A 19316-nucleotide genomic window follows, 5' to 3' on the forward strand; every position below is an offset into this window, starting at 1 on the left:
GTGGCAACCGATGCTCCGCCGGATTCCCTCGCCGGCGCTCCTTACTATCTGCTGAACTTCGAGCGTGCGCTTGCATGGCTCGCGCAACGTTACGACGATCTGCTCGATGCAGGCGAGCGCGCTTTTCTCGGCGCGTTTGCGTCATTGCCGCAAGCGTCGCGCGCATTGCTGGTCCGCATGCTGATGCGCAAGGGCACGCTGTTTCGCGCGAGCCGCCTGGCTTACGACGAAATCGGCTGCCCGTTACGCGCCGCCGCGCCTGTTACTGCGCTCGGCTGGCTGGACGCGGCGCCGCATCTAACGCTCGACGATCTCTTTGCACTCACCACGCGCGCCGAATTGCTGAATATTTTCGCGGACGCGCTTGCCATGATTCCCGGCGCGCGCAGCCTGCGCAAGCCCAAGTTGCTGGATGCATTGCGTCCGTTCTATGCGGAAGAAGATGAGCGTGAGAATGGCAGCGGCGCCGCGCGTCCGTTGTCCGCATGGCATGCCCAGTCGAGCGATTGCGTGTTTCGTGTCGACATTGCGCCGCTTTGCGAGCGCTTTCGGCTGATGTTCTTCGGCAATCTGCAGCAGGACTGGTCCGAGTTCGTGCTCGCCGATCTTGGCGTGTTCCAGTATGAGAAAGTCGCGTTCGGGCCGGCGTCGCGTGCATTTCAGCAGCGCGCGGACGTCGATGTATATCTCGCGTTGCAGGCATGTCGCGATCAGCTTGAATCGATAGAATCGTTCGGATCGCTGATTAATTCGGAAGCGACAAGTGACGCGATCGACGCCCTTGTCGCGCGCGTTCGTGCAGTCGAAACGTCTAATTCGTGGCTCGAAACGCGCCGCGCGAAGCTGCTGTTTCGCATCGGCCAGTATTGCGAACGGCGGCAGATGTGGCCATCGGCGCTCGCCGTGTACGAGAGTTGCGCGTGGCCCGGCGCGCGTCATCGGCGCATGCGCGTGCTCGAGCGCAGCGAACGTTTCGATGCGGCGCTCGCGCTCGCGTCGCAGGCCGCGGCATCGCCGGAAAGCGAGGAAGAGGCGCAACGTATCGCACGCATGTTGCCGCGTTTGCAGCGCAAGCTCGGCGAGCCGGCGGTTCGCGTGCAGGCGGCGCGCGCGGCCGAGCGCAGCACGTTGACGTTGCCGAGGCCGCAAGCGCCGCAGGCCGTCGAATTCGTCGTGCGCGATCATCTGACTTGCGACGCCGCACCGGTGCATTACGTCGAGAATGCGCTGATCAATTCGCTGTTCGGCCTGCTCTGCTGGGAGCCAGTATTCGCCGCGTTGCCCGGTGCGTTTTTCCATCCGTTTCAACGCGGTCCCGCCGATCTTCACGCGCCGGATTTTCATGCGCGCCGTGCCGTGCAGTTCGCCGCGTGCCTGGCTCAATTCGATAACGGCGCGTATCGCGAGACGATTTTGCGGCATCTGCATGAGAAGGACGGCGTGCAATCGCCGTTCGTGTTCTGGGGATTGCTCACGCCCGAACTCGTGACGACTGCGCTCGACTGTCTGCCCGCCGCGCATCTGAAGTTGTGGTTCGAACGTCTGCTGCGCGACGTGCGCGGCAATCGCTCGGGGTTGCCCGACCTGATCCGCTTCTGGCCCGCCGAGCGCCGTTACGAGTTGATCGAAGTGAAGGGACCCGGCGACCGCTTGCAGGACAACCAGATCCGCTGGCTCGCATACTGTGTGCAGCATGGCATGCCGGTGCGCGTGGTCGACGTGCGTTGGGCCGACGAAGCCGAGTGCAATTCCACGCCCGCCACATTCACAGCGGAGCGCACGGCATGAGCTACATCGTCGCCGTGCGAGCGATGTGCGAGTTCACCGCAAGACGCGGCGACCTCGATCTGCGGTTCACGCCCGCGCCGACTTCGCTCGAAGGCATGGCGGGGCACGTGACCGTCGCGGGGCGTCGCGCGAGCGGCTACGAAAGCGAAATGACGCTGACTGCCACGCATCGCAATCTGACCGTGCGAGGCCGCGCCGACGGCTACGACCCGGCGGCCAATCGTCTCGAAGAGATCAAGACGCATCGCGGCGATCTCGAACGCATGCCCGCGAATCACCGCACTCTGCATTGGGCGCAGGCGCTGGTGTACGGACATATGCTGTGCCGCGCGCGCGGACTTGGCCAATTGACCGTCGCGCTGGTTTATTTCGACGTCGGCAGTCAGAAGGAAACGTTGCTGACGCAAACGCATACGGCGCGCGAGCTCGAGGTTTTTTTCGTCGAACAATGCGAGCGCTTTCTCGACTGGGCCGTGCAGGAGGAAGCGCATCGTGCGGCACGCAATGCCGCGCTCGGCGCATTGCAGTTTCCGCACGCGCAGTTTCGCAGCGGCCAGCGCGAACTGGCGGTGTCCGTCTATCGTGCGGCGCGCGACGGCAAGCCGCTGATGGCGCAGGCGCCGACGGGCATCGGCAAGACGCTCGCTACGATCTTTCCGTTGCTGAAGGCCTGCGCGGCGGAGCAGATCGATCGCGTGTTCTTTCTGACCGCGAAGACGCCGGGCCGCGCGCTCGCACTCGATGCAATCGAAACGCTGCGCCAGAGCGCTGCGCCGTTGCCGCTGCGAACGCTTGAACTCGTCGCGCGCGACAAGGCCTGCGAGCATCCGGACAAGGCGTGCAACGGCGAGTCGTGTCCGCTCGCGCGCGGCTTTTATGACCGGCTCGACGCGGCGCGCAGCGCGGCGCTTGCCGGGCCGCGTCTCGATCGCGCCGCGGTGCGCGAAGCGGCGCTCGCACATGACGTCTGTCCGTACTACCTCGCGCAGGAACTCGCGCGCTGGGCCGACGTCGTAGTCGGCGACTACAACTATTACTACGACAGCAGCGCGATGCTTTACGCGCTCACGCAGATCAACCAGTGGCGCGTCGGCGTGCTGGTCGACGAGGCGCACAATCTGCTCGATCGCGCGCGCCGCATGTACACGGCGTCGCTGGATCAGGCGGCGTTGCGGCTTGCGCGCAACACGGCGCCGCCCACGTTGCGCAAGCCGCTCGAACGCTTGCAACGCGAATGGAATGCGCTCAAGCGCGCGCAGACCGCGTCGTATCAGGTCTACGCCGACGTGCCGGGCAAGCTGTTATCAGCCGCGCAGAATCTGATCGGCGCGGTGACGGATCAGCTTGCCGAAGCGCCGCTTTCCATCGATCAAACGTCGCTGCGTTTCTTCTTCGACGCGATGCATTTCGTCGCGCTCGCCGAACAGTTCGGCGAGCATTCGATTTTCGACATCACGCTGACGACAGACCGCCACGCACCGCGCGATAAAACCAGTTGCGTGCTGTGCGTGCGCAATGTGATTCCCGCGCCGTTTCTCGCGCCGCGCTACGCCGCCGCGCGCACCACGGTCATGTTCTCCGGCACGCTCAGCCCGCATCATTTTTACCGCGATACGTTGGGGCTTGCCGAGGACACGTCATGGCTCGACGTCGAAGGGCCGTTTCGCGCGGAGCAATTGCAAGTGCGGGTTGCGGGCAACGTGTCGACGCGTTGGCGCGATCGCGACCGTTCGCTGGAACCTATCGTCGAGTTGATTGCGAGGCAGTACACGGCGCAGCCCGGCAATTACCTGGGGTTCCTGAGTAGTTTCGAGTATTTGCAACGCGTGGTCGCGCTGATGCGCGAACGCAACCCTGATGTACCTGTCTGGGCGCAGGAGCCGGGCATGGACGAAGCCGCCCGCGACGCATTTCTCGCGCGCTTTCGCGGCACCGACCAGGGCGTCGGCTTCGCGGTGCTGGGCGGTGCGTTTTCCGAGGGCGTCGATCTGGTCGGTCAGCAGTTGATCGGCGCATTCATCGCGACGCTCGGCTTGCCGCAAATGAACGAAGTGAACGAACAGATGCGCCGCACGATGGAGGCGCGCTTCGGCAGCGGCTACGAATACATGTACCTGTACCCCGGTTTGCAAAAGGTGGTGCAGGCGGCGGGGCGCGTGATTCGCACCGAGCGCGACGAGGGCGTCGTGCATCTGATCGACGACCGGTACAGGCGGCCCGAAGTGCGCCGCCTGTTGCCTCGCTGGTGGCAGGTTCAATAGATAGCGCGCGCCCGGCGCCCGGTCAGTCAGTACGTCATTCGTGCGGCGAGGTCGGTCCCGGATTCGCGGGCGTGCCCGGCCCGCCCGCGGGCTTCGAGTCGACGGGGATCTGGTCCTCGACGGGCGCGTCGCCCTTTGATGCGCCATCGGACGAAGCACCGTCGCCGGAAGCATGCGTCGAAGGTTCCTGCTGCGGTTCCTGTTTAGGCGGCTCGCCGGCTTCGACGCGCGGCGCGACGCTCTCCGGGTCCCACGTCAGCAGGTTGCGCTGCGGATTGGCGATCTCGATGCCGCGTTCGCGGAAGCGGTCGAGAATGCGCCGGTTGAATTCGCGCTGCACGCCCCAGCGAGCCGAGTCGCGGCATTGCATCTGGCCGGCCAGTGTGACGGCCGAGCCGTCCACCGCGTCGACGCCCCAGAAGCTGAAGTCGGACAGAATGCCGTCCTTGAACTTCTCCTCCTCGCGCAGGCCGGCGCCGATTTCCTTGAGCGTGTCGATCGCGAGATCCACGTCCTGGCCGAATACGATGTTGACGCGGACAGCCGCATTGCCGATGCCGCGATTCGTATTGTTGACCGTCGATACCGAACTGAACGGCACGGTATATAGAGAACCGTCGCTGCCGCGCAGGCGCACCGTGCGGATCGACAGATATTCGACGGTGCCGGACACGCCCGCGAGCGTGACCCAGTCGCCGACCTGCATCGCGTTTTCCATCAACAGAAAAATGCCTGTGATGAAGTCCTGCACGAGTTTTTGCGAGCCGAAGCCGAGCGCCACGCCGAAGATGCTCGCGCCCGCAAGAAGCGGCCCGATGTTCACGCCGAGCTGGCTCAGCCCGGTTAGCACGACGACGAGAGCGATCACGCAGAAGAGGCCGGTGCGCAGCATCGGCAGCAGCGTGCGCAGGCGCGCGGCGCGCACGAGGTCGCCGGTCGTGGTCCAGCGATCGAGCCGCCGTTCGACCGATACGTTCACGCTTTCCCACACGAGCAGCGCGATCACGGCCGCCACGCCGATCGTGACGATGGCCGACGCGAGCCGGTGGCCGACGCTGCCGTCGCGGAACAGTTCGCCGACATCGACGCCCCATACCGCGAGCAACGCAAGCGCGGTCACGATGCCGATGATCCACGCCACCACGCGTCGCGCGAGCGGATAGTAGCGGTACGCATGCCGGTTCACGAGCGAGCGGTCCGCGTCCTCGCGTCCGTTGAAGAGCCGCGCCAGTGCACCGAAGATCACGATGGCGAGCACGCGCGCGCCCACCAGCACCGCGAGCGACGCGCCGCCCAGATGCAGCAGCGCGTGATAGCCGTTGCGCACGTCGAGCGCCCAGACGAACCACAGCGCCATCACGACGAACACCGAGAGCCATGCCCATGCATCGGCGAGCGCATTGCCGAACATTTCGAGCGATGGCCGCGTAGCGGCGCGCTGCCGGATCAGTTCGCCGACCGGCTTCGCGCATTGCAGGATCAGGATCGAGAGCATCACGTGGCCGGCGAGCGCGACGACCTTCATCAACGCGAGATGCGCGGCTTCGTTCAGGCCGAGCGATTGCCCGATTTCCGCAATCGCCGAGCCGACGCCGACCACGCTGACAATGCGGATCACCCAGCGATGCACGAACACGGCCCACGCATCGCTCATGCGCAACAGGCGCAGACGCGGCGCGGCCGGCTGCAGGAAGAAGCCGCTCACGATCACGATCAGGCGGCACAGCACATAAATGTCGACGAGCGAATCGAGCGCGCGGTCTGGCGGCGTGCCGTCGTCGGTGAAGATCGACATGAGGGCGCTCGCCGCGCCCACGAACACCGCCAGCGGCAGCAGGCGCAGAACCGTGATCAGCAGCGCGCGGGGCAGGCGCTGCAGGAGCGTCCAGTGATGCGTGGCGTTTTGCTTGCCTTTGGCTTCGGCCGCTTTGCCGCTGGTGGCGGACGGCGTGGGGCTCGGTGTGGATGTTGGCGTCGCGGCAGGTTGGCCGGTTGCGGGCAACGCTGCGGCGGCGGCCGCGGCGGCTTGTGCGCGGGCTGTTGTTGTGGATTCGGCTTTCGATTCCGCTTGGGCCCGTGCTTCGGCCTGCGCCTCGGCGACCGGCGGTGCGGGCAACGGCGGTGCGGCATGCGCGGCGTCGGCAGGCTGTGGTTCGACGTCGACGGGCAAGTCGGTGCGCGGCGCGTCGGCGGGATCGCCATGCTCGCGGCGCGCGGCCAGCATGCGATACGCGCGGCGCAGCACACGCCGCGCGAGCCATTCGAGCGCGAGCGCCGGCAACAACGCGGCCAGCAGCGACCAGGCGACGTGCGCGAGGATCGAGCGCGCTTGCGGACTGGTCGATTGCCAGTTCCACCACGCGCGCACCGAAGCGACGTCGAGCAGCGCCGTCACCGAGTTGCGCAGCGATCCGCCGAGATGGACCGCCCAATGCGCGCCCTGACGGGCGAGCTGCGAGGCCAGTCCGTTCGATTTAAACGCGGCGGGCACGAGCGACGCTGCGCCGCTCGCGGCAGCGGGCGCGGAGGCGGCCGTCGGTGCCGATGCCGGCGCACTCAGCGCGCCGGCCGCGGCGATGGCCTGCAAGGTATCGGCGACCTGCGCGCGGCGCCTGGGGTCGTTGAGAACCGAGAGCGCCTGGCGCGCCTGGTCGGGCGTCAGCGTGACGGCGGTGCCGGAAGCCTCCGCGGCGGGAGTGGCCGGCGTCACCGCGGCGAAAGCGGGCGGGGCGCCGAGAATGAGCAGAACGACGAAGCAGGCGTGTAGAAATTTGCGCATAAGGTATGGGACGGGCTGCGGAATGCGGACGGCGGCAGGACGCATCGGCCGGTCTCGCTGTTTTGGGCCTGGGCCCCGGTCTTGACCGACACGAGTTTCGCCGCGCAAGTTCCTGAGGCGGCGGCCGCTGCGTCGTTATGGAATGCGACGCGGCGTCCGGGCTCGCGAAGACGCGCGCGTCGCCGACGCGTCGGCAACATGCGGTAGCAAGTTGCTTGCCCGTGGGTTTTGGAGGGACCGCGCAGGGAGAGGGAAGGACTCCGTTGCGTGTGGCTCAGCGGCCAACGGGGCGAGATGCCGTGAACGGATATTAGGCGATATAACGCCAAGGACAACGCTAAGACAGCAACGCGAGGCAACAACGCCAAGAACAACGCCGAGGCAGCAACGCGAGGCAGCAACGCGAGGCAACAACGCGAGGCAACAACGGCTGGCACAACGGCACGCAACAACGGCAGGCACAACGCCAAGAACAACGCTAGGCACAACCAGGCTCGACACCCGAAGCCCCGCAACCAGCGCGTCAATCGCACAACAATCCGCCAGGCGGACCACCAACCCTCAACAGCCCGCCCTCTACACCGACAACCACCTAAACCTAAACCGAAGCCGTCGACACCAATCCATGCCCGCGCCGCTCAGCCTCGCTGTCCCCGTCCGCATCCGCGCCGCCGTTCGACCCGTTGCCGCCCGAAGGCTCCGGATGCAGCCGGTCCGCATGCATCAGCCGGTACAGCGTGGCGCGCGAGATGCCCAGTTCGACCGCCGCCTCCGACAACTTATAGCCATGCCGCTGCAACGCATGTTCGATCGCGTCTTTCTCGGCCTTGCTGCGAATTTCCGCGAGCGTGACAGCAGGCCCGTTGTCCGTGGCCGGCAAGCCGAGGTCGTTCGCGGTGATGAAACGGCCCTCGCTCATCACGACGGCGCGCCGCACGCAGTTGATCAGCTCGCGCACATTGCCGGGCCATGCATAGTTCGACATCGCGACGATCGCGTCGCTCGACAGCCCGCGCAATTTGCGCGCGCCGTCCTGCTTGTACATGCTGAGCGCATAGTTCGCGAGCAGCTTGATGTCGCCGCCGCGTTCGCGCAACGGCGGCTCGACGAGGCGCAGCACGCATAGCCGGTGATACAGGTCGGCGCGGAAGCGGCCGTCTTCGACTGCCTTGTCGAGATCGACGTGCGTCGCCGAAATAACGCGGACGTCGACGTGAATCGGGCCGTTGCCGCCGAGCCGCTCGATCGTGCCCTCCTGCAGAAAGCGCAGCAGCACCGCCTGGCATTCGTGCGGCATGTCGCCGATTTCATCCAGAAAGAGCGTGCCTTCATGCGCGCTCTCGATCCGCCCGATCTTGCGCTGAAGCGCGCCGGTGAACGCGCCGCGTTCGTGACCGAACAGTTCCGCTTGCAACAGGCTCGGCGGAATCGCCGCGCAATTGATCGCGACGAACTGCCGGCCGGTGCGCGGGGAGCGCTCGTGAATCGCGAGCGCGGTCAGCTCCTTGCCCGTGCCCGATTCGCCGGCGATGAACACCGGCGCCTCGGTCGCGCCGCATTTGTCGATGCGCCGGTACAACTGCTGCATCGCCTCGCATTGACCGACCATGCCATGCCGCCCGAGCGACGGTTCCGGCGCTACATGTCCATGCCTCAGCGACGACAGCCCATGCGCGTGGCCGAGCGCGAACACGAGACGCTCGTTGAGCCACGGTCGCGTAACGAAGTCGAAGCAGTAATCGAGGATAAAGCGGCTGACCAGTTCGTTATCCGCCTGGCCCGGCGCGATCTGCGCGACCCAGTTGGTTTCGGGGCGGCGCATGCACGCAGCGAGCGCGGACAACTGCTGCGTCGTGCAGTCTTCCGGCAGTTCGACCAGACCAACCTTGACGTTGTCGCGCTCGATCATGCGTTCCGCGCCCGCCGCGTTTTTCGCGTGCACGGCATGCCAGCCCGATGCGGCGAGGAAGTCGGCGAGTTTCTGATCGGGCGAGCTCGACACATAAAGAACGGTGCGTCCGGTGTCCGCAGATGCGAAAGTCATTTCCATTACCCCCGATTCCTACTGCTCGAAAGACTGCTGTGCGAGATATTGAAGACCGGTGTGGCGGCCTACAGTCGACGTTTGCGGCGGAGCGAGCAGGGCGCGGCGCAAGCCGCGAGGCGCCGCATTATCGCGGCAGGCGACGGAAGGTGCCTCGTGGCAACCGCCGGAGTAGTTCATCCCCGAATCACTTATACCGTTTCTTAACTCGTTCGTTTTTTTTATGGCGCTCTGACTGGCGCATGACTCAAACATAAGCGAAAGCGCTTTGGAATGCTATACAAACAAATCAGTATCGAGAAAGTTTCCCGATTTGACGTGCGCTTATTCGGCAGTCGCCTGATTTTGCAAGGCGCCGCGCGGCTAATCCGATACTGTTCGGACGGCGATACGTCAAGCCGTGTTATGCGCGCTGGAGTACACAGCGCGTGAACGAATGCGCTTTACGCATCGGCATACATCCATTTGCGATGTTTCATGCATGCAACAAAAATCGCATAAGCCTTTTCGGCCATTTTCGTGTCGCTTTTATGTGTTTCGGCGTCGGCATTAATGACCGGGCTCGCACACAAACCGCGAAGCCGCGCGGGCGTGGCAGCGAATGGCGCTTATCGGAAGCGTGTATTCGATGCGTTAGATGCGCATCTTGCAGACCGCGTGAGCGCCCAGACGCGTCTCGAATACGAATCACCGGCGGTTTTTCAGTCGGGCGATCGGGCGGACGGTAGCGTTGCATCGTCGGCGACGCTCCGCGCGACGGCACCTGGGCGCACATGGCATAGCCATTGCATTAAGGGAGTCGCAGCGAATCTGTTGTGCCGGTCAGTAGAGGTAACGACCGGCGCAATAAACGACTTCGTGGACGTGGCCGGGGAATGCCATTGCGTCTACGAGGCTGCGGCGGGGCCACTGACAGACGGACGTCAAACAACACGGGGCGAACGACCGATGCGAAGCGGTCGTTCGTCACCCGACGACGCAACGCTCTGACCTCGCCGGTTTTTTTCGTCTGTGAAGGTGCAAGTGTTGGGCCTATAACGACAGGTCGTCGCGCGGCAACGTTTGCGCGACCGACGTGCATAACAGGGAAGGGGCAGCGTACGGTCTGGACCAACCGGCGCGACGAAACGGGGAGAAGGCCACAGCCTCCATAAGAGAGGCACATAGCGAGGTGGACCGGGCGCCGTGTTCGCGCTTTCGCGTGGGCACGGCGGACCTGGAAGGCTGCAACGCGGCCGTCAGCGCATTTCAATGTGTCATTCTCACGGGGGATGTCATGAAAGCACCTGTTTCCGGGCCGGCCCGCGCGCCGCGCCACGATCAGCCGGCCACGCCGGGTACTTGCTCTGTTACTCCTTCAGTTGCTCAATTTGCGGGCAGCGTTGTCCGTCTTCGTTACCGGGCATGCGCCGGCATGCAGCGCGCGTTGTTCGCCGCGCCGCCGGTCGATCTGCTGACGCTCGTGATCGCCGACGCAATCAAGCGCCGCGAGCAGGCCGAGATTCAACGCCCCGCACTGCGCGATGCCTATGAATTGCCCGTTTCGCAGGAGCGCAACGCAGACCGCGATGCGGACATCCGCCGGCGCGAATACGACGATCTGGACTGAACACCGTTGCGCAACAGCGGGCGGCACGGGCAAGTTGCATGAGCGCGGAAGCTGAAGCCGAAGCCCGCGCCCGCATCGTGCCCGTGGCATCATGTAAAGCCAGCTACCGTCAGCGAGCCGAATGCGGCGTCATCCACGATGAACGAATTCAGCGGTCCGAGCGGCGCTTCCGCGATCTTCTCGAATCCGATCCTCAACACGGATTCATACAAGGCGTCGCACTATCTCCAGTACCCGCCGGAAGCGTCGGCGATGTTTTCATACATCGAATCGCGCGGCGGGCGCTACGACCGCACGCTCTTCTTTGGCTTGCAGATGCTCATCAAGCAGTATCTGTGCAGTCCCATTACCGCACCCATGATCGACGAGGCCAAGGCGTTTTTCAGCGCGCACGGCGAGCCGTTCAACGAAGCGGGCTGGCGTCATATCGTCGAACGTCATCGCGGTTATCTGCCGGTGCGCATTCGCGCGGTGCCCGAAGGGTCGGTGGTGCCCACGCATAACGTGCTCGTCACCGTCGAATGCGACGACCCCGAGGTGTTCTGGCTCGCGTCGTATATAGAAACCATGCTGTTGCGCGTGTGGTATCCGGTCACGGTCGCGACGCAAAGCTGGCATCTGCGCAAGACGATTCGCGAGTATCTGCTGAAGACCAGCGACGATGTCACGCAACTGCCGTTCAAGCTGCATGACTTCGGCGCACGTGGCGTGTCGAGCGCGGAATCGGCGGCGATCGGCGGCGCGGCGCATCTGGTCAGCTTCATGGGTTCGGATACCGTGCTCGGCGTGGTGGCGGCGAATCATTACTACAACGAGAGCATGGCCGCGTTTTCGGTGCCGGCCGCCGAGCACAGCACAATCACCGCGTGGGGCCGCGAGCGCGAGACCGACGCGTATCGGAACATGATCGCGAAGTTCGCGAGGCCGGGCGCGGTCGTTTCCGTGGTGTCCGACTCTTACGATCTGTTCGCCGCGCTGAAAGTGTGGGGCACGGAGCTGAAGCAGGCGGTGCTCGACTCCGGCGCGACGCTTGTGGTCCGCCCCGATTCCGGCGATCCGCGCAGCATCGTGTTGCAAACGCTGCGCGCGCTGGAGGCGTCGTTTGGATCGGTGCTGAACAGCAAAGGCCGGCGCGTGCTCAACAACGTGCGCGTGATTCAGGGCGACGGCGTGAATCCCGACTCGCTCGAAGCGATTCTCGCGGCGATGGACCACGCGGGTTTTGCAGCGGACAACATCGTGTTCGGCATGGGCGGCGCGTTGTTGCAGCAGATCAACCGCGACACGCAGCGCTTCGCGATGAAATGCTCGGCGATCCGCCTCGGCGATACATGGCATGACGTATCGAAAGACCCCGTGACGGACAGCACCAAACGCTCGATGAAAGGACGGCTCACGCTGCTCATCAATCGTCGAACGGGCGAGTACCGCACGGCGACGCTGCCGCTCGCGCCGGATCGGGACGCGCGCGCCGATGGCTCCGATTGGGACGATGCGATGGAAACGGTGTTCGATTCGGGCAAGCTGCTCGTCGATGTATCGTTGTCGGAAATCCGGGCTCGCGCTCACGCGCACGAGGGCTAGTGCATCGCGGATGCAAGCGCGGGCGCGATCATTCGATACAATCCCGCGAAACTCGGCTGATCGTGGGCGGCGCGTGCGGTTCGGCTGCCGTTTGGCATCGCGCACAATCAAACCGGCTTCCATATCGGCTTCAATACGGGCTTTTATACCGGCAACTCAAGTACACAACAAATGAGCCATCCCAACACCGAACTGATCGAGCGCTTCTACACGGCGTTCCAGCGGCGCGACGCCGCCACCATGATTGCCTGCTATGCCGATGACGTCGTCTTCAGCGACCCGGCGTTCGGCGAATTGCGCGGCGACGAAGTGCGCGACATGTGGCGCATGCTCGTCACGCGCGCTCAGGATTTTTCGCTGACGTTCGATAGTATCGAAGCCGATGAACATAGCGGCCGCGCGCATTGGACCGCGGGCTATGTCTTCAGTCAGACGGGGCGTCCGGTGGTCAATCATGTCGAAGCGCGCTTTGCGTTTCGCGATGGACTCATCGTCGAGCATCGCGACAGTTTCGACTTGTGGGCGTGGATGCGCCAGGCGCTGGGCGCACGCGGCGCGCTGCTTGGATGGTCGCCGCTCGTGCATCGCTCGATCCGCGCGCGAGCGAGAAAAGGGCTCGCGATTTACCGGCGCCAGGATCATGGCGCCTGAGCGCGGGCTTCCGCCGATGCATTATTCTTGTTCTATCCAACAGCGGAGGCGCGTATGCCGGTAGTGGATGCCGCGTGGCAGGAATGGCTGCGCACGAATGCAGCGCGCGGCTGCACGATCGATTCGATGATCGACGCGATGGTCCAGACGGGTTTTGCCGCCGACGCAGCCGCACAAGCCGTGCGTGGCGCGTTCGACGCGTTCGGCGTGGCCGCGTCGGGTTCAGCGGCGTCGCCGGTAGCGGCGGGCGGGATTGAAGCCGCGCTGCCGCAAACGGCGCCGAGTGCGCCGGGCGGGCAGCGTACGCCCTATGCGTACGACGGGCCTGTCGCGCGAGGCAACACAATCCGCGCGTTCGACCGCGATGTCCAGGTGTTGATGCGCTGCGAGCGTCCGCAGGTGATCGTGTTCGCGAACGTGCTCTCGCCGGAAGAATGCGAAGAAGTGATCGAGCGTTCGCGGCATCGGCTGAAACGCTCGACCATCGTCGATCCGGCGACCGGCCAGGAAGACGTGATCCGCAACCGCACCAGCGAGGGCATCTGGTATCAGCGCGGGGAAGACGCGTTCATCGAGCGGCTCGATCAGCGCATCGCGAGCCTGATGAACTGGCCGGTCGAAAACGGCGAGGGCTTGCAGATTCTTCACTACGGCCCAACCGGCGAATACCGGCCGCATTTCGACTATTTCCCGCCCGATCAGCCTGGCAGCACGGTGCATACGGCACGCGGCGGACAACGCGTGGCCACGCTCGTCATCTATCTGAACGATGTGCCGGACGGCGGCGAAACGATCTTTCCGGAAGCGGGTTTGTCGGTGGCCGCGAAGCAGGGCGGTGCAGTGTATTTCCGTTATATGAACGGCCAACGTCAACTCGATCCGCTGACCTTGCACGGCGGCGCGCCGGTGCGTGCCGGCGACAAGTGGATCATGACGAAGTGGATGCGCGAACGGGCGTATGTTTGATTGGTGCGAGGGTTGCGGAGGCACGTCGCCTCCGCTTCATCAGGCGCTGCGGTAAACGTCCGCGTTATGCACTTCCATGAAAAGCCCGGGGTTCGACAAAGCGCTGAACCCATGCGGCCGATACACGTGATGCGCGTCCGTCGTCGCCAGCATGATTCTTCGCAGGCCCTGCAACGACTCGCTCGCGAACAGTTGCGTGAGCAACGCGTGCGCATAACCTTTGCCGCGATACTCCGGCAGCACAAAAACGTCGCACAGGTACGCAAAAGTCGCGTGATCCGTGACGACGCGCGCGAACGCCACCTGCTTGCCGCTCGCGTAGTCGCCCGTCTGGTCGCCGAGATAGCCGCCGAAACACAGCGACCCTGCAATCGCGCGTTCGAGCGTTTCGCGCGGCATGCCCTTCGCCCACGGCGTTTCCTGCGACAGGAACGCGTAGATCATCTCGACGTCGAGTTCGTTCTTGTCGCTTGAAATTCGCAGATCGGTGACGGTGCTCATGTAGTCTCCTGAACGCTCCAGAAACTTATCAGCCCTTCGCGGGATCTTCCGTTCCGCGCGAACCGCCGCCGATGCTCTGGCCGGCATCGCGCGCAAGACCCATGTAGCCGATCACCGACAGCAGCGTCAACACGCCCGCGAGCAGAAACGCGAGGCGGAAATCGTCGAGCGTGAAGACGAGGCCTGCGGTCTCATGGCCTGTGGTCTCGCCATTGAAAAACGTGGCTGCACGCAGCGACACTGCGCCGAATGCGATGCCGAGCCCGATCGTCATTTGCGCCGCCGCGCTCCACAGCGTGCTGGCCGCGCTCATTTGCGGCTGCGCGACGTCGGCGTAGGCGAGCGTTGCGAGCGTCGAAAACTGCATCGAGCGCGCGACGCCATACACGAACACCACGATCAGCACGAGCGCGAGCGGCACCTCGGGCGTCAGCAATCCGCACGCGATGATGAAGATGCCGGCCACCGTTACGTCGACGATCGACACCATGCGAAAGCCGAAGCGCTGCAGAATGCGCGTGGTCAACGCCTTCATGCCGAGATTGCCGAGCGCGCTCGCAAGCAGCAGCAGGCCCGACTTGAACGCCGACAAGCCGAAGCCGACCTGGAACAGCAGCGGCATCAGATAAGGCACGGCGCCAATGCCGATGCGCGTGAAGGAGCCCGTCACGACGGTCACGGAAAAGGTCGGGATCTTCAGCGTGGACACGTCGATCAGCGGATGCGGATGTCGCTTCGCATGCTGGAACGCGACGACGCCGACCAGCAAACCGGCGACGATGATCGCCCCGGCAATCCACGGGTTCTCGGCCGGCTGGCTCGCCAGTTCCGCGCCGTACAGGATTGCCGTGAGCGCGGTGCCGCTCAGCAGCAGGCCGACCAGGTCGAGTGGTTTGCGTTCGCTGCCGCGCAGGTTCGGCACCATCGCGAGCGCGACGGCCATCGCCGCGAGACCGAACGGTACGTTGAGCAGGAAAATCCAGCGCCACGACGCGTAGGTCGTGATGAAACCGCCTATCGGCGGACCGACGACCGGCGCGGCGATAGCGGGCCAGGTGATCGTCGAAATGGCCTGCATCATGCGGCTTTTTTCGGTGCTGCGAACCACGATGAGCCGGCCGACCGGCACCATCATCGCGCCGCCGATGCCTTGCAGCAGACGCGCGGCGGTGAATTCGGCGACGTTCTGCGACAGTCCGCACAGCACCGAGGCCACGGTGAACACGCCGATCGCGCTGAAGAACACGGTGCGCGAGCCGCAGCGGTCGGCAATCCAGCCGCTCGCCGGAATGAAGATGGCGAGCGCCAGCATGTAGGCCGTCATGCCTAGGCTGACGCTGTTAGGGCCGACGCCGAACGAGTGCGCCATCTGCGGCAACGCGGTCGCGATGACCGTGGTGTCGAGGTACTCCATGAAAAACGTGGCTGCGACGATGTACGGCAGCCAGCCGACGTGCTTGTGCGGCGCGCTCGCTGCGCTCATTGGAAGGCTCCGGGCAGCGTGGGCATGGATGCATCGTCAGGCGTGCGGCGAATTGGCGGGCGAATGCGGGGCGCCGGGGACGCTATGCGCGTTATGCACGCTATGCGCGATGTGATGGGCTTCATTTTTCTGACTACCTTTCGCTGGCGAATACGTGTTTTGCGGGCGTTTGCGCGCGTTTGCTCCGTCCGGTGCGAGGGGACTCGCGGCGGCCGCCTCGGGTTGCTCAGCTGGCGGTTGTGCAGCAGGGCGGGCGCGATTGCGCCGGTCCCGCTGACGTCGTTTCGCGCGGCTTTGCACGCCGGCCCTGAATCGTAGCGCAATCGAGCCTGGCGCATCAGCACGATGCGCATGCTTGCGGCGATGGCGCGCGAGGGGAGCGCCGAACGCCGAGCATGCGACCACCCAGCACCCCGCGTGCCGCCCTCCACGCTACGGCAACACGTTTTCCTCAGCTTTCCCTCAATCCTTCGCGGCATACTCCCGATCCAGCCGGTCATACAACGGCTTGTTCACGAGACGCTGGCGCTCGCTGAACGGCGCGACCAGCGTCGCGTCCTCGTCGAGGCGGCCATTCGTTTGCAGGCTGCCGAGCGCGCGGTGCATGCCGAGCACCGCGCCTTGCAGCGCCGCGTTCGCGTACAGCACGATGCCGTAGCCGAGCTTGCCGAGCGCCTCGCGCGACTGCACCGGCGTCTTGCCGCCGATCACGATGTTGATCAACTGCGGCGCGTCGAACAGCGACGGCAGCCGCTCGATGTCCGCGAGCGATTCGGTCGCCTCGATGAAGAGAATGTCCGCGCCCGCCTCGATGAAGCGATGACCGCGCTCGATCGCATCCTCGATACCGTGGACGGCCGCCGCGTCGGTGCGCGCCATGATCTGCAGATTGCCGTCCTCGCGGGCATCGACGGCCGCGCGGATCTTGCCGGCCATTTCGCTCGCTCCGATCACTTCCTTGCCCGAAAAGTGCCCGCATTTCTTCGGCATGATCTGGTCTTCGAACTGGATCACGTCGGCGCCGCTGCGCTCCAGCACGCGCACCGTCTGGCGCACGTTCAGCGCGTTGCCGAAGCCGGTGTCCGCGTCGACGATCAGCGGCAGCGCGACCGCGTCGCGAATCCGCGCCGTGTGCTCGGCGACTTCGGCGAGTCCGATAAAGCCGAGATCGGGGAGGCCGAGCGACATGTTGGTGACGCCCGCGCCCGTGATGTAGATGGCCTCGAAGCCGGCGTCCTCGATCACGCGGGCGCTCATCGCATTGAAGGCGCCGGGCACGAGCAGGCCCTGGCGTTGGTTGACCTTGGCGCGGAAGGCGGCGCGGCGTGTGGCGGAAGTGGTCATGAGAGGTGTCTCCGGAAAGGTTTGAGGTGTTGAGGTGACTCGGGGATTGCAGGATGCATGCCATTGACGGCGGGCCACAGGTTTTCCATGAAGAATCAAACGCTTGCACGCGACTCTGGGCCGCGCAGCGTTTCATGGCAAAATGGCTGGGCGTTTCATGAAACGTTTCGCGGAACGCTCATAATGCCGCCTTTTGGCCGCAGCAACCGGAGCATCCCGTTGTCCACGTTCACGCCTGCTTTCGTCAACGCCGACCCGGGCCGGCCCGGCATCGCCCTCGTCAGTATTAGCCGCCTGCAGTCGCTTTGCGAGACTATCGCGCCGCGCTACGCCGGCCGCGCCCGATTTTTCTCGATCCGCGAAGGCTATGGCGCGGCGGTCACAGCGCTCCAGGCGCACGTCGATGCCGGTTCCGTCGATGTCGTGCTCGCCGCCGGCTCGAACGGCGCCTATCTGCGCGAGCACCTGAGCGTGCCGGTGGTCATGGTCAAGGTCAACGGCTTCGACGTGCTGAGCGCGATCACCCGCGCCACCGCCGCGCGGCCGGGCGCGCCGATCGGCCTTGTGCTGCACGAAACCATCTCGCACGAACTCGCCGATCTCGGCGGCTGGCTAAACGTTCGTCTGACGCAGCGCGCCTACCGTTCGGTCGATGAGGTGCGGACCGCCGTCAACGATCTGGCCGCCGAGGGCTGCCGCGTCATCATCGGTCCCGGCATGGCTTGCGATCTGGCGCAGCAGGCGGGTCTGGACAGCGTGTTCCTGTACTCGCTCGGCGCGGTCGAGGAAGCCTTCGAGCGTTCGGTCGAACTCGCGCGCGTGAGCCGGCAGAAGGAATCGAAACGCGTGCGCCTGAACACGATCGTCGCGCATCTGCGCGACGGCGTGGCCGCTTTCGACGACGCCGGCCAGCTCGAAGCCGTCAATCCCGCGATGCTCGATCTGCTCGGCCTGACCGGCGACCGCCACGGCCATCATGACCACGGCGGCGATGTGCCCGCCGAACTCGCCCGCACGCTCGGCCCCTGGCTGCGCGAAGCAGCGGAGCGCGGCGGCGGCGCCGACGAGCGCATCGAGCAGATCGGCGAACGTTCGCTGATCGTCAATTGCGTCCCGATCCTCGAGCAGGGCGCGCGTTCCGGCTCCGTGGTCACGGTGCAGGACGCGCTCGTCGCGCAGCGGATCGACCGGTCGCTGCGCACGAGCCAGCGGCCGAAGCATCTGGTCGCGCGGCATCGGCTGGACGATCTGGTCGGCGAATCCGCGGCGCTCGAACGCGTGCGGCGGCTCGCGCGCGCAGGCGCGGCGCACGACGCGACCGTCCTGCTGACCGGCGAGAGCGGCACCGGCAAGGAACTGGTCGCGCAGGGCATCCACAACGCGAGCCGGCGGCGCGGCAATCCGTTCGTCGCGTTCAATTGCGCGGCGCTGCCGGAAGGCTTGATCGAAAGCGAGCTGTTCGGCCACGAGGAGGGCGCGTTCACCGGCGCGCGGCGCGGCGGCAAGCCGGGGCTGTTCGAGATCGCCCACACGGGGACCATTTTCCTCGACGAAATCGGCGAGATGCCGGCCGCGCTGCAAAGCCGGCTGCTGCGCGTGCTGCAGGAACGCGAGGTGATGAAGCTCGGCTCGGGCCGCGCGACGCCCATCGACGTGCGGGTGATCGCCGCCACGCATCGCGATCTGCATGCGCTCGTCGAGCGGGGCGCGTTTCGCGCGGACCTATATTTTCGTCTGAATCTGCTTCAGATAGAATTGCCGCCGCTGCGCGAGCGGCGCGCCGATGTCGTTCCGCTCGCCCGGCACTTGTTAAGCCGCGGGTCGCGCCAATATGGGTTGTCGGAGGCGTCGATCGGGCGGGTGCTGCAGTTTCTGGCGCCGCTGTTCGAGCGCTACGCGTGGCCGGGCAATGTGCGCGAACTGGAAAATCTGTTGACGCGCGCGGCCATTTATCTCGGGGACGCGGCAGGCGATCTCGACCGTGACATCGGGCCCGATCTGCTGGCGCTTTTCCCGGAATTCGACCGAATGCAGCGCGAAGGCGGCAAAGATCCGCTTCGTATTGCTCCCAACGCGCACGCCGCCGACGCCGCCAGCGCTCCAGCGGCGCCCCGGATCACCCCGACCCGCGACGACGTCGCGAAGGCGCTCGAGCAGTGCGGCGGCAATCGCGCGGCGGCAAGCCGGGCCTTGGGCATAGGCCGAACCACACTGTGGCGGCTGCTCAAAGCCGACGACGCATGATAGCCCGAAGCCCCGGAGTAGATAGAATCAATCTATCGAAAGAATTAAAACAATCCACTTTA

12 protein-coding genes are annotated in these 19316 nt (G+C 65.1%); 7 read left to right on the forward strand and 5 right to left on the reverse strand.

All coding sequences use genetic code 11. The features are described from left to right. Positions 1 to 1788, forward strand: coding sequence for a VRR-NUC domain-containing protein (locus tag P0D87_RS05015; protein WP_053859179.1), 1788 nt, complete (start codon positions 1 to 3; stop codon positions 1786 to 1788). Next, complete coding sequence (locus tag P0D87_RS05020; protein WP_053859178.1) at positions 1785 to 4049, forward strand: ATP-dependent DNA helicase; 2265 nt, start codon at positions 1785 to 1787, stop codon at positions 4047 to 4049. The genes P0D87_RS05015 and P0D87_RS05020 overlap by 4 nt, the downstream gene beginning before the upstream one ends. 34 nt (positions 4050 to 4083) lie before the next feature. Here the strand turns inward: P0D87_RS05020 and P0D87_RS05025 are convergent, their stop codons facing one another. Then, positions 4084 to 6828 carry a mechanosensitive ion channel family protein gene (locus tag P0D87_RS05025; RefSeq protein ID WP_053860710.1) on the reverse strand — a complete coding sequence of 915 codons (2745 nt, stop codon included), beginning with the start codon at positions 6826 to 6828 and terminating at the stop codon, positions 4084 to 4086. Positions 6829 to 7426: 598 nt separating this feature from the next. Then, positions 7427 to 8878, reverse strand: a complete 1452-nt coding sequence (locus P0D87_RS05030) for a sigma-54-dependent transcriptional regulator (protein ID WP_053859177.1) — start codon at positions 8876 to 8878, stop codon at positions 7427 to 7429. Positions 8879 to 10073: 1195 nt separating this feature from the next. On the opposite strand from P0D87_RS05030, the gene P0D87_RS05035 reads away from it, so the two are divergent. The 4 genes from P0D87_RS05035 to P0D87_RS05050 all read left to right on the forward strand — a co-directional run bounded on the left by P0D87_RS05035 (position 10074) and on the right by P0D87_RS05050 (position 13682). Then, positions 10074 to 10481, forward strand: a complete 408-nt coding sequence (locus P0D87_RS05035; RefSeq protein ID WP_310033772.1) for a hypothetical protein — start codon at positions 10074 to 10076, stop codon at positions 10479 to 10481. 138 nt (positions 10482 to 10619) lie between these two features. Then, the gene (locus tag P0D87_RS05040; RefSeq protein WP_053859176.1) at positions 10620 to 12065 is read left to right on the forward strand and encodes a nicotinate phosphoribosyltransferase; all 1446 of its coding nucleotides are present in this window, start codon (positions 10620 to 10622) and stop codon (positions 12063 to 12065) included. Positions 12066 to 12236: 171 nt separating this feature from the next. Further along, a complete protein-coding gene (locus P0D87_RS05045; protein ID WP_006046978.1) occupies positions 12237 to 12716 on the forward strand; it encodes a nuclear transport factor 2 family protein in 480 nt (159 codons plus the stop codon). A 54-nt stretch (positions 12717 to 12770) separates the two neighbouring features. After that, positions 12771 to 13682 (forward strand): 2OG-Fe(II) oxygenase, encoded by a 912-nt coding sequence (locus P0D87_RS05050; protein WP_408636738.1) that lies wholly within the window; start codon positions 12771 to 12773, stop codon positions 13680 to 13682. Between the two features lie 39 nt (positions 13683 to 13721). Here the strand turns inward: P0D87_RS05050 and P0D87_RS05055 are convergent, their stop codons facing one another. The 3 genes from P0D87_RS05055 to P0D87_RS05065 all read right to left on the reverse strand — a co-directional run bounded on the left by P0D87_RS05055 (position 13722) and on the right by P0D87_RS05065 (position 17010). Further along, positions 13722 to 14183, reverse strand: a complete 462-nt coding sequence (locus tag P0D87_RS05055) for a GNAT family N-acetyltransferase (RefSeq protein WP_053859174.1) — start codon at positions 14181 to 14183, stop codon at positions 13722 to 13724. Positions 14184 to 14211: 28 nt separating this feature from the next. Beyond that, the gene (locus P0D87_RS05060; protein ID WP_053859173.1) at positions 14212 to 15666 is read right to left on the reverse strand and encodes an MFS transporter; all 1455 of its coding nucleotides are present in this window, start codon (positions 15664 to 15666) and stop codon (positions 14212 to 14214) included. A gap of 462 nt (positions 15667 to 16128) precedes the next feature. Further along, positions 16129 to 17010 (reverse strand): isocitrate lyase/PEP mutase family protein, encoded by an 882-nt coding sequence (locus P0D87_RS05065; RefSeq protein WP_053859171.1) that lies wholly within the window; start codon positions 17008 to 17010, stop codon positions 16129 to 16131. A 219-nt stretch (positions 17011 to 17229) separates the two neighbouring features. Here P0D87_RS05065 and prpR point away from each other — a divergent pair, with 219 nt between their 5' ends. Beyond that, positions 17230 to 19254, forward strand: coding sequence for a propionate catabolism operon regulatory protein PrpR (gene prpR / locus P0D87_RS05070; protein WP_053860709.1), 2025 nt, complete (start codon positions 17230 to 17232; stop codon positions 19252 to 19254). The last annotated feature ends 62 nt before the right edge of the window (positions 19255 to 19316 follow it).

It is taken from the genome of Paraburkholderia sp. RL17-368-BIF-A (assembly GCF_046054045.1).
GTDB classification, from domain to species: domain Bacteria; phylum Pseudomonadota; class Gammaproteobacteria; order Burkholderiales; family Burkholderiaceae; genus Paraburkholderia; species Paraburkholderia graminis.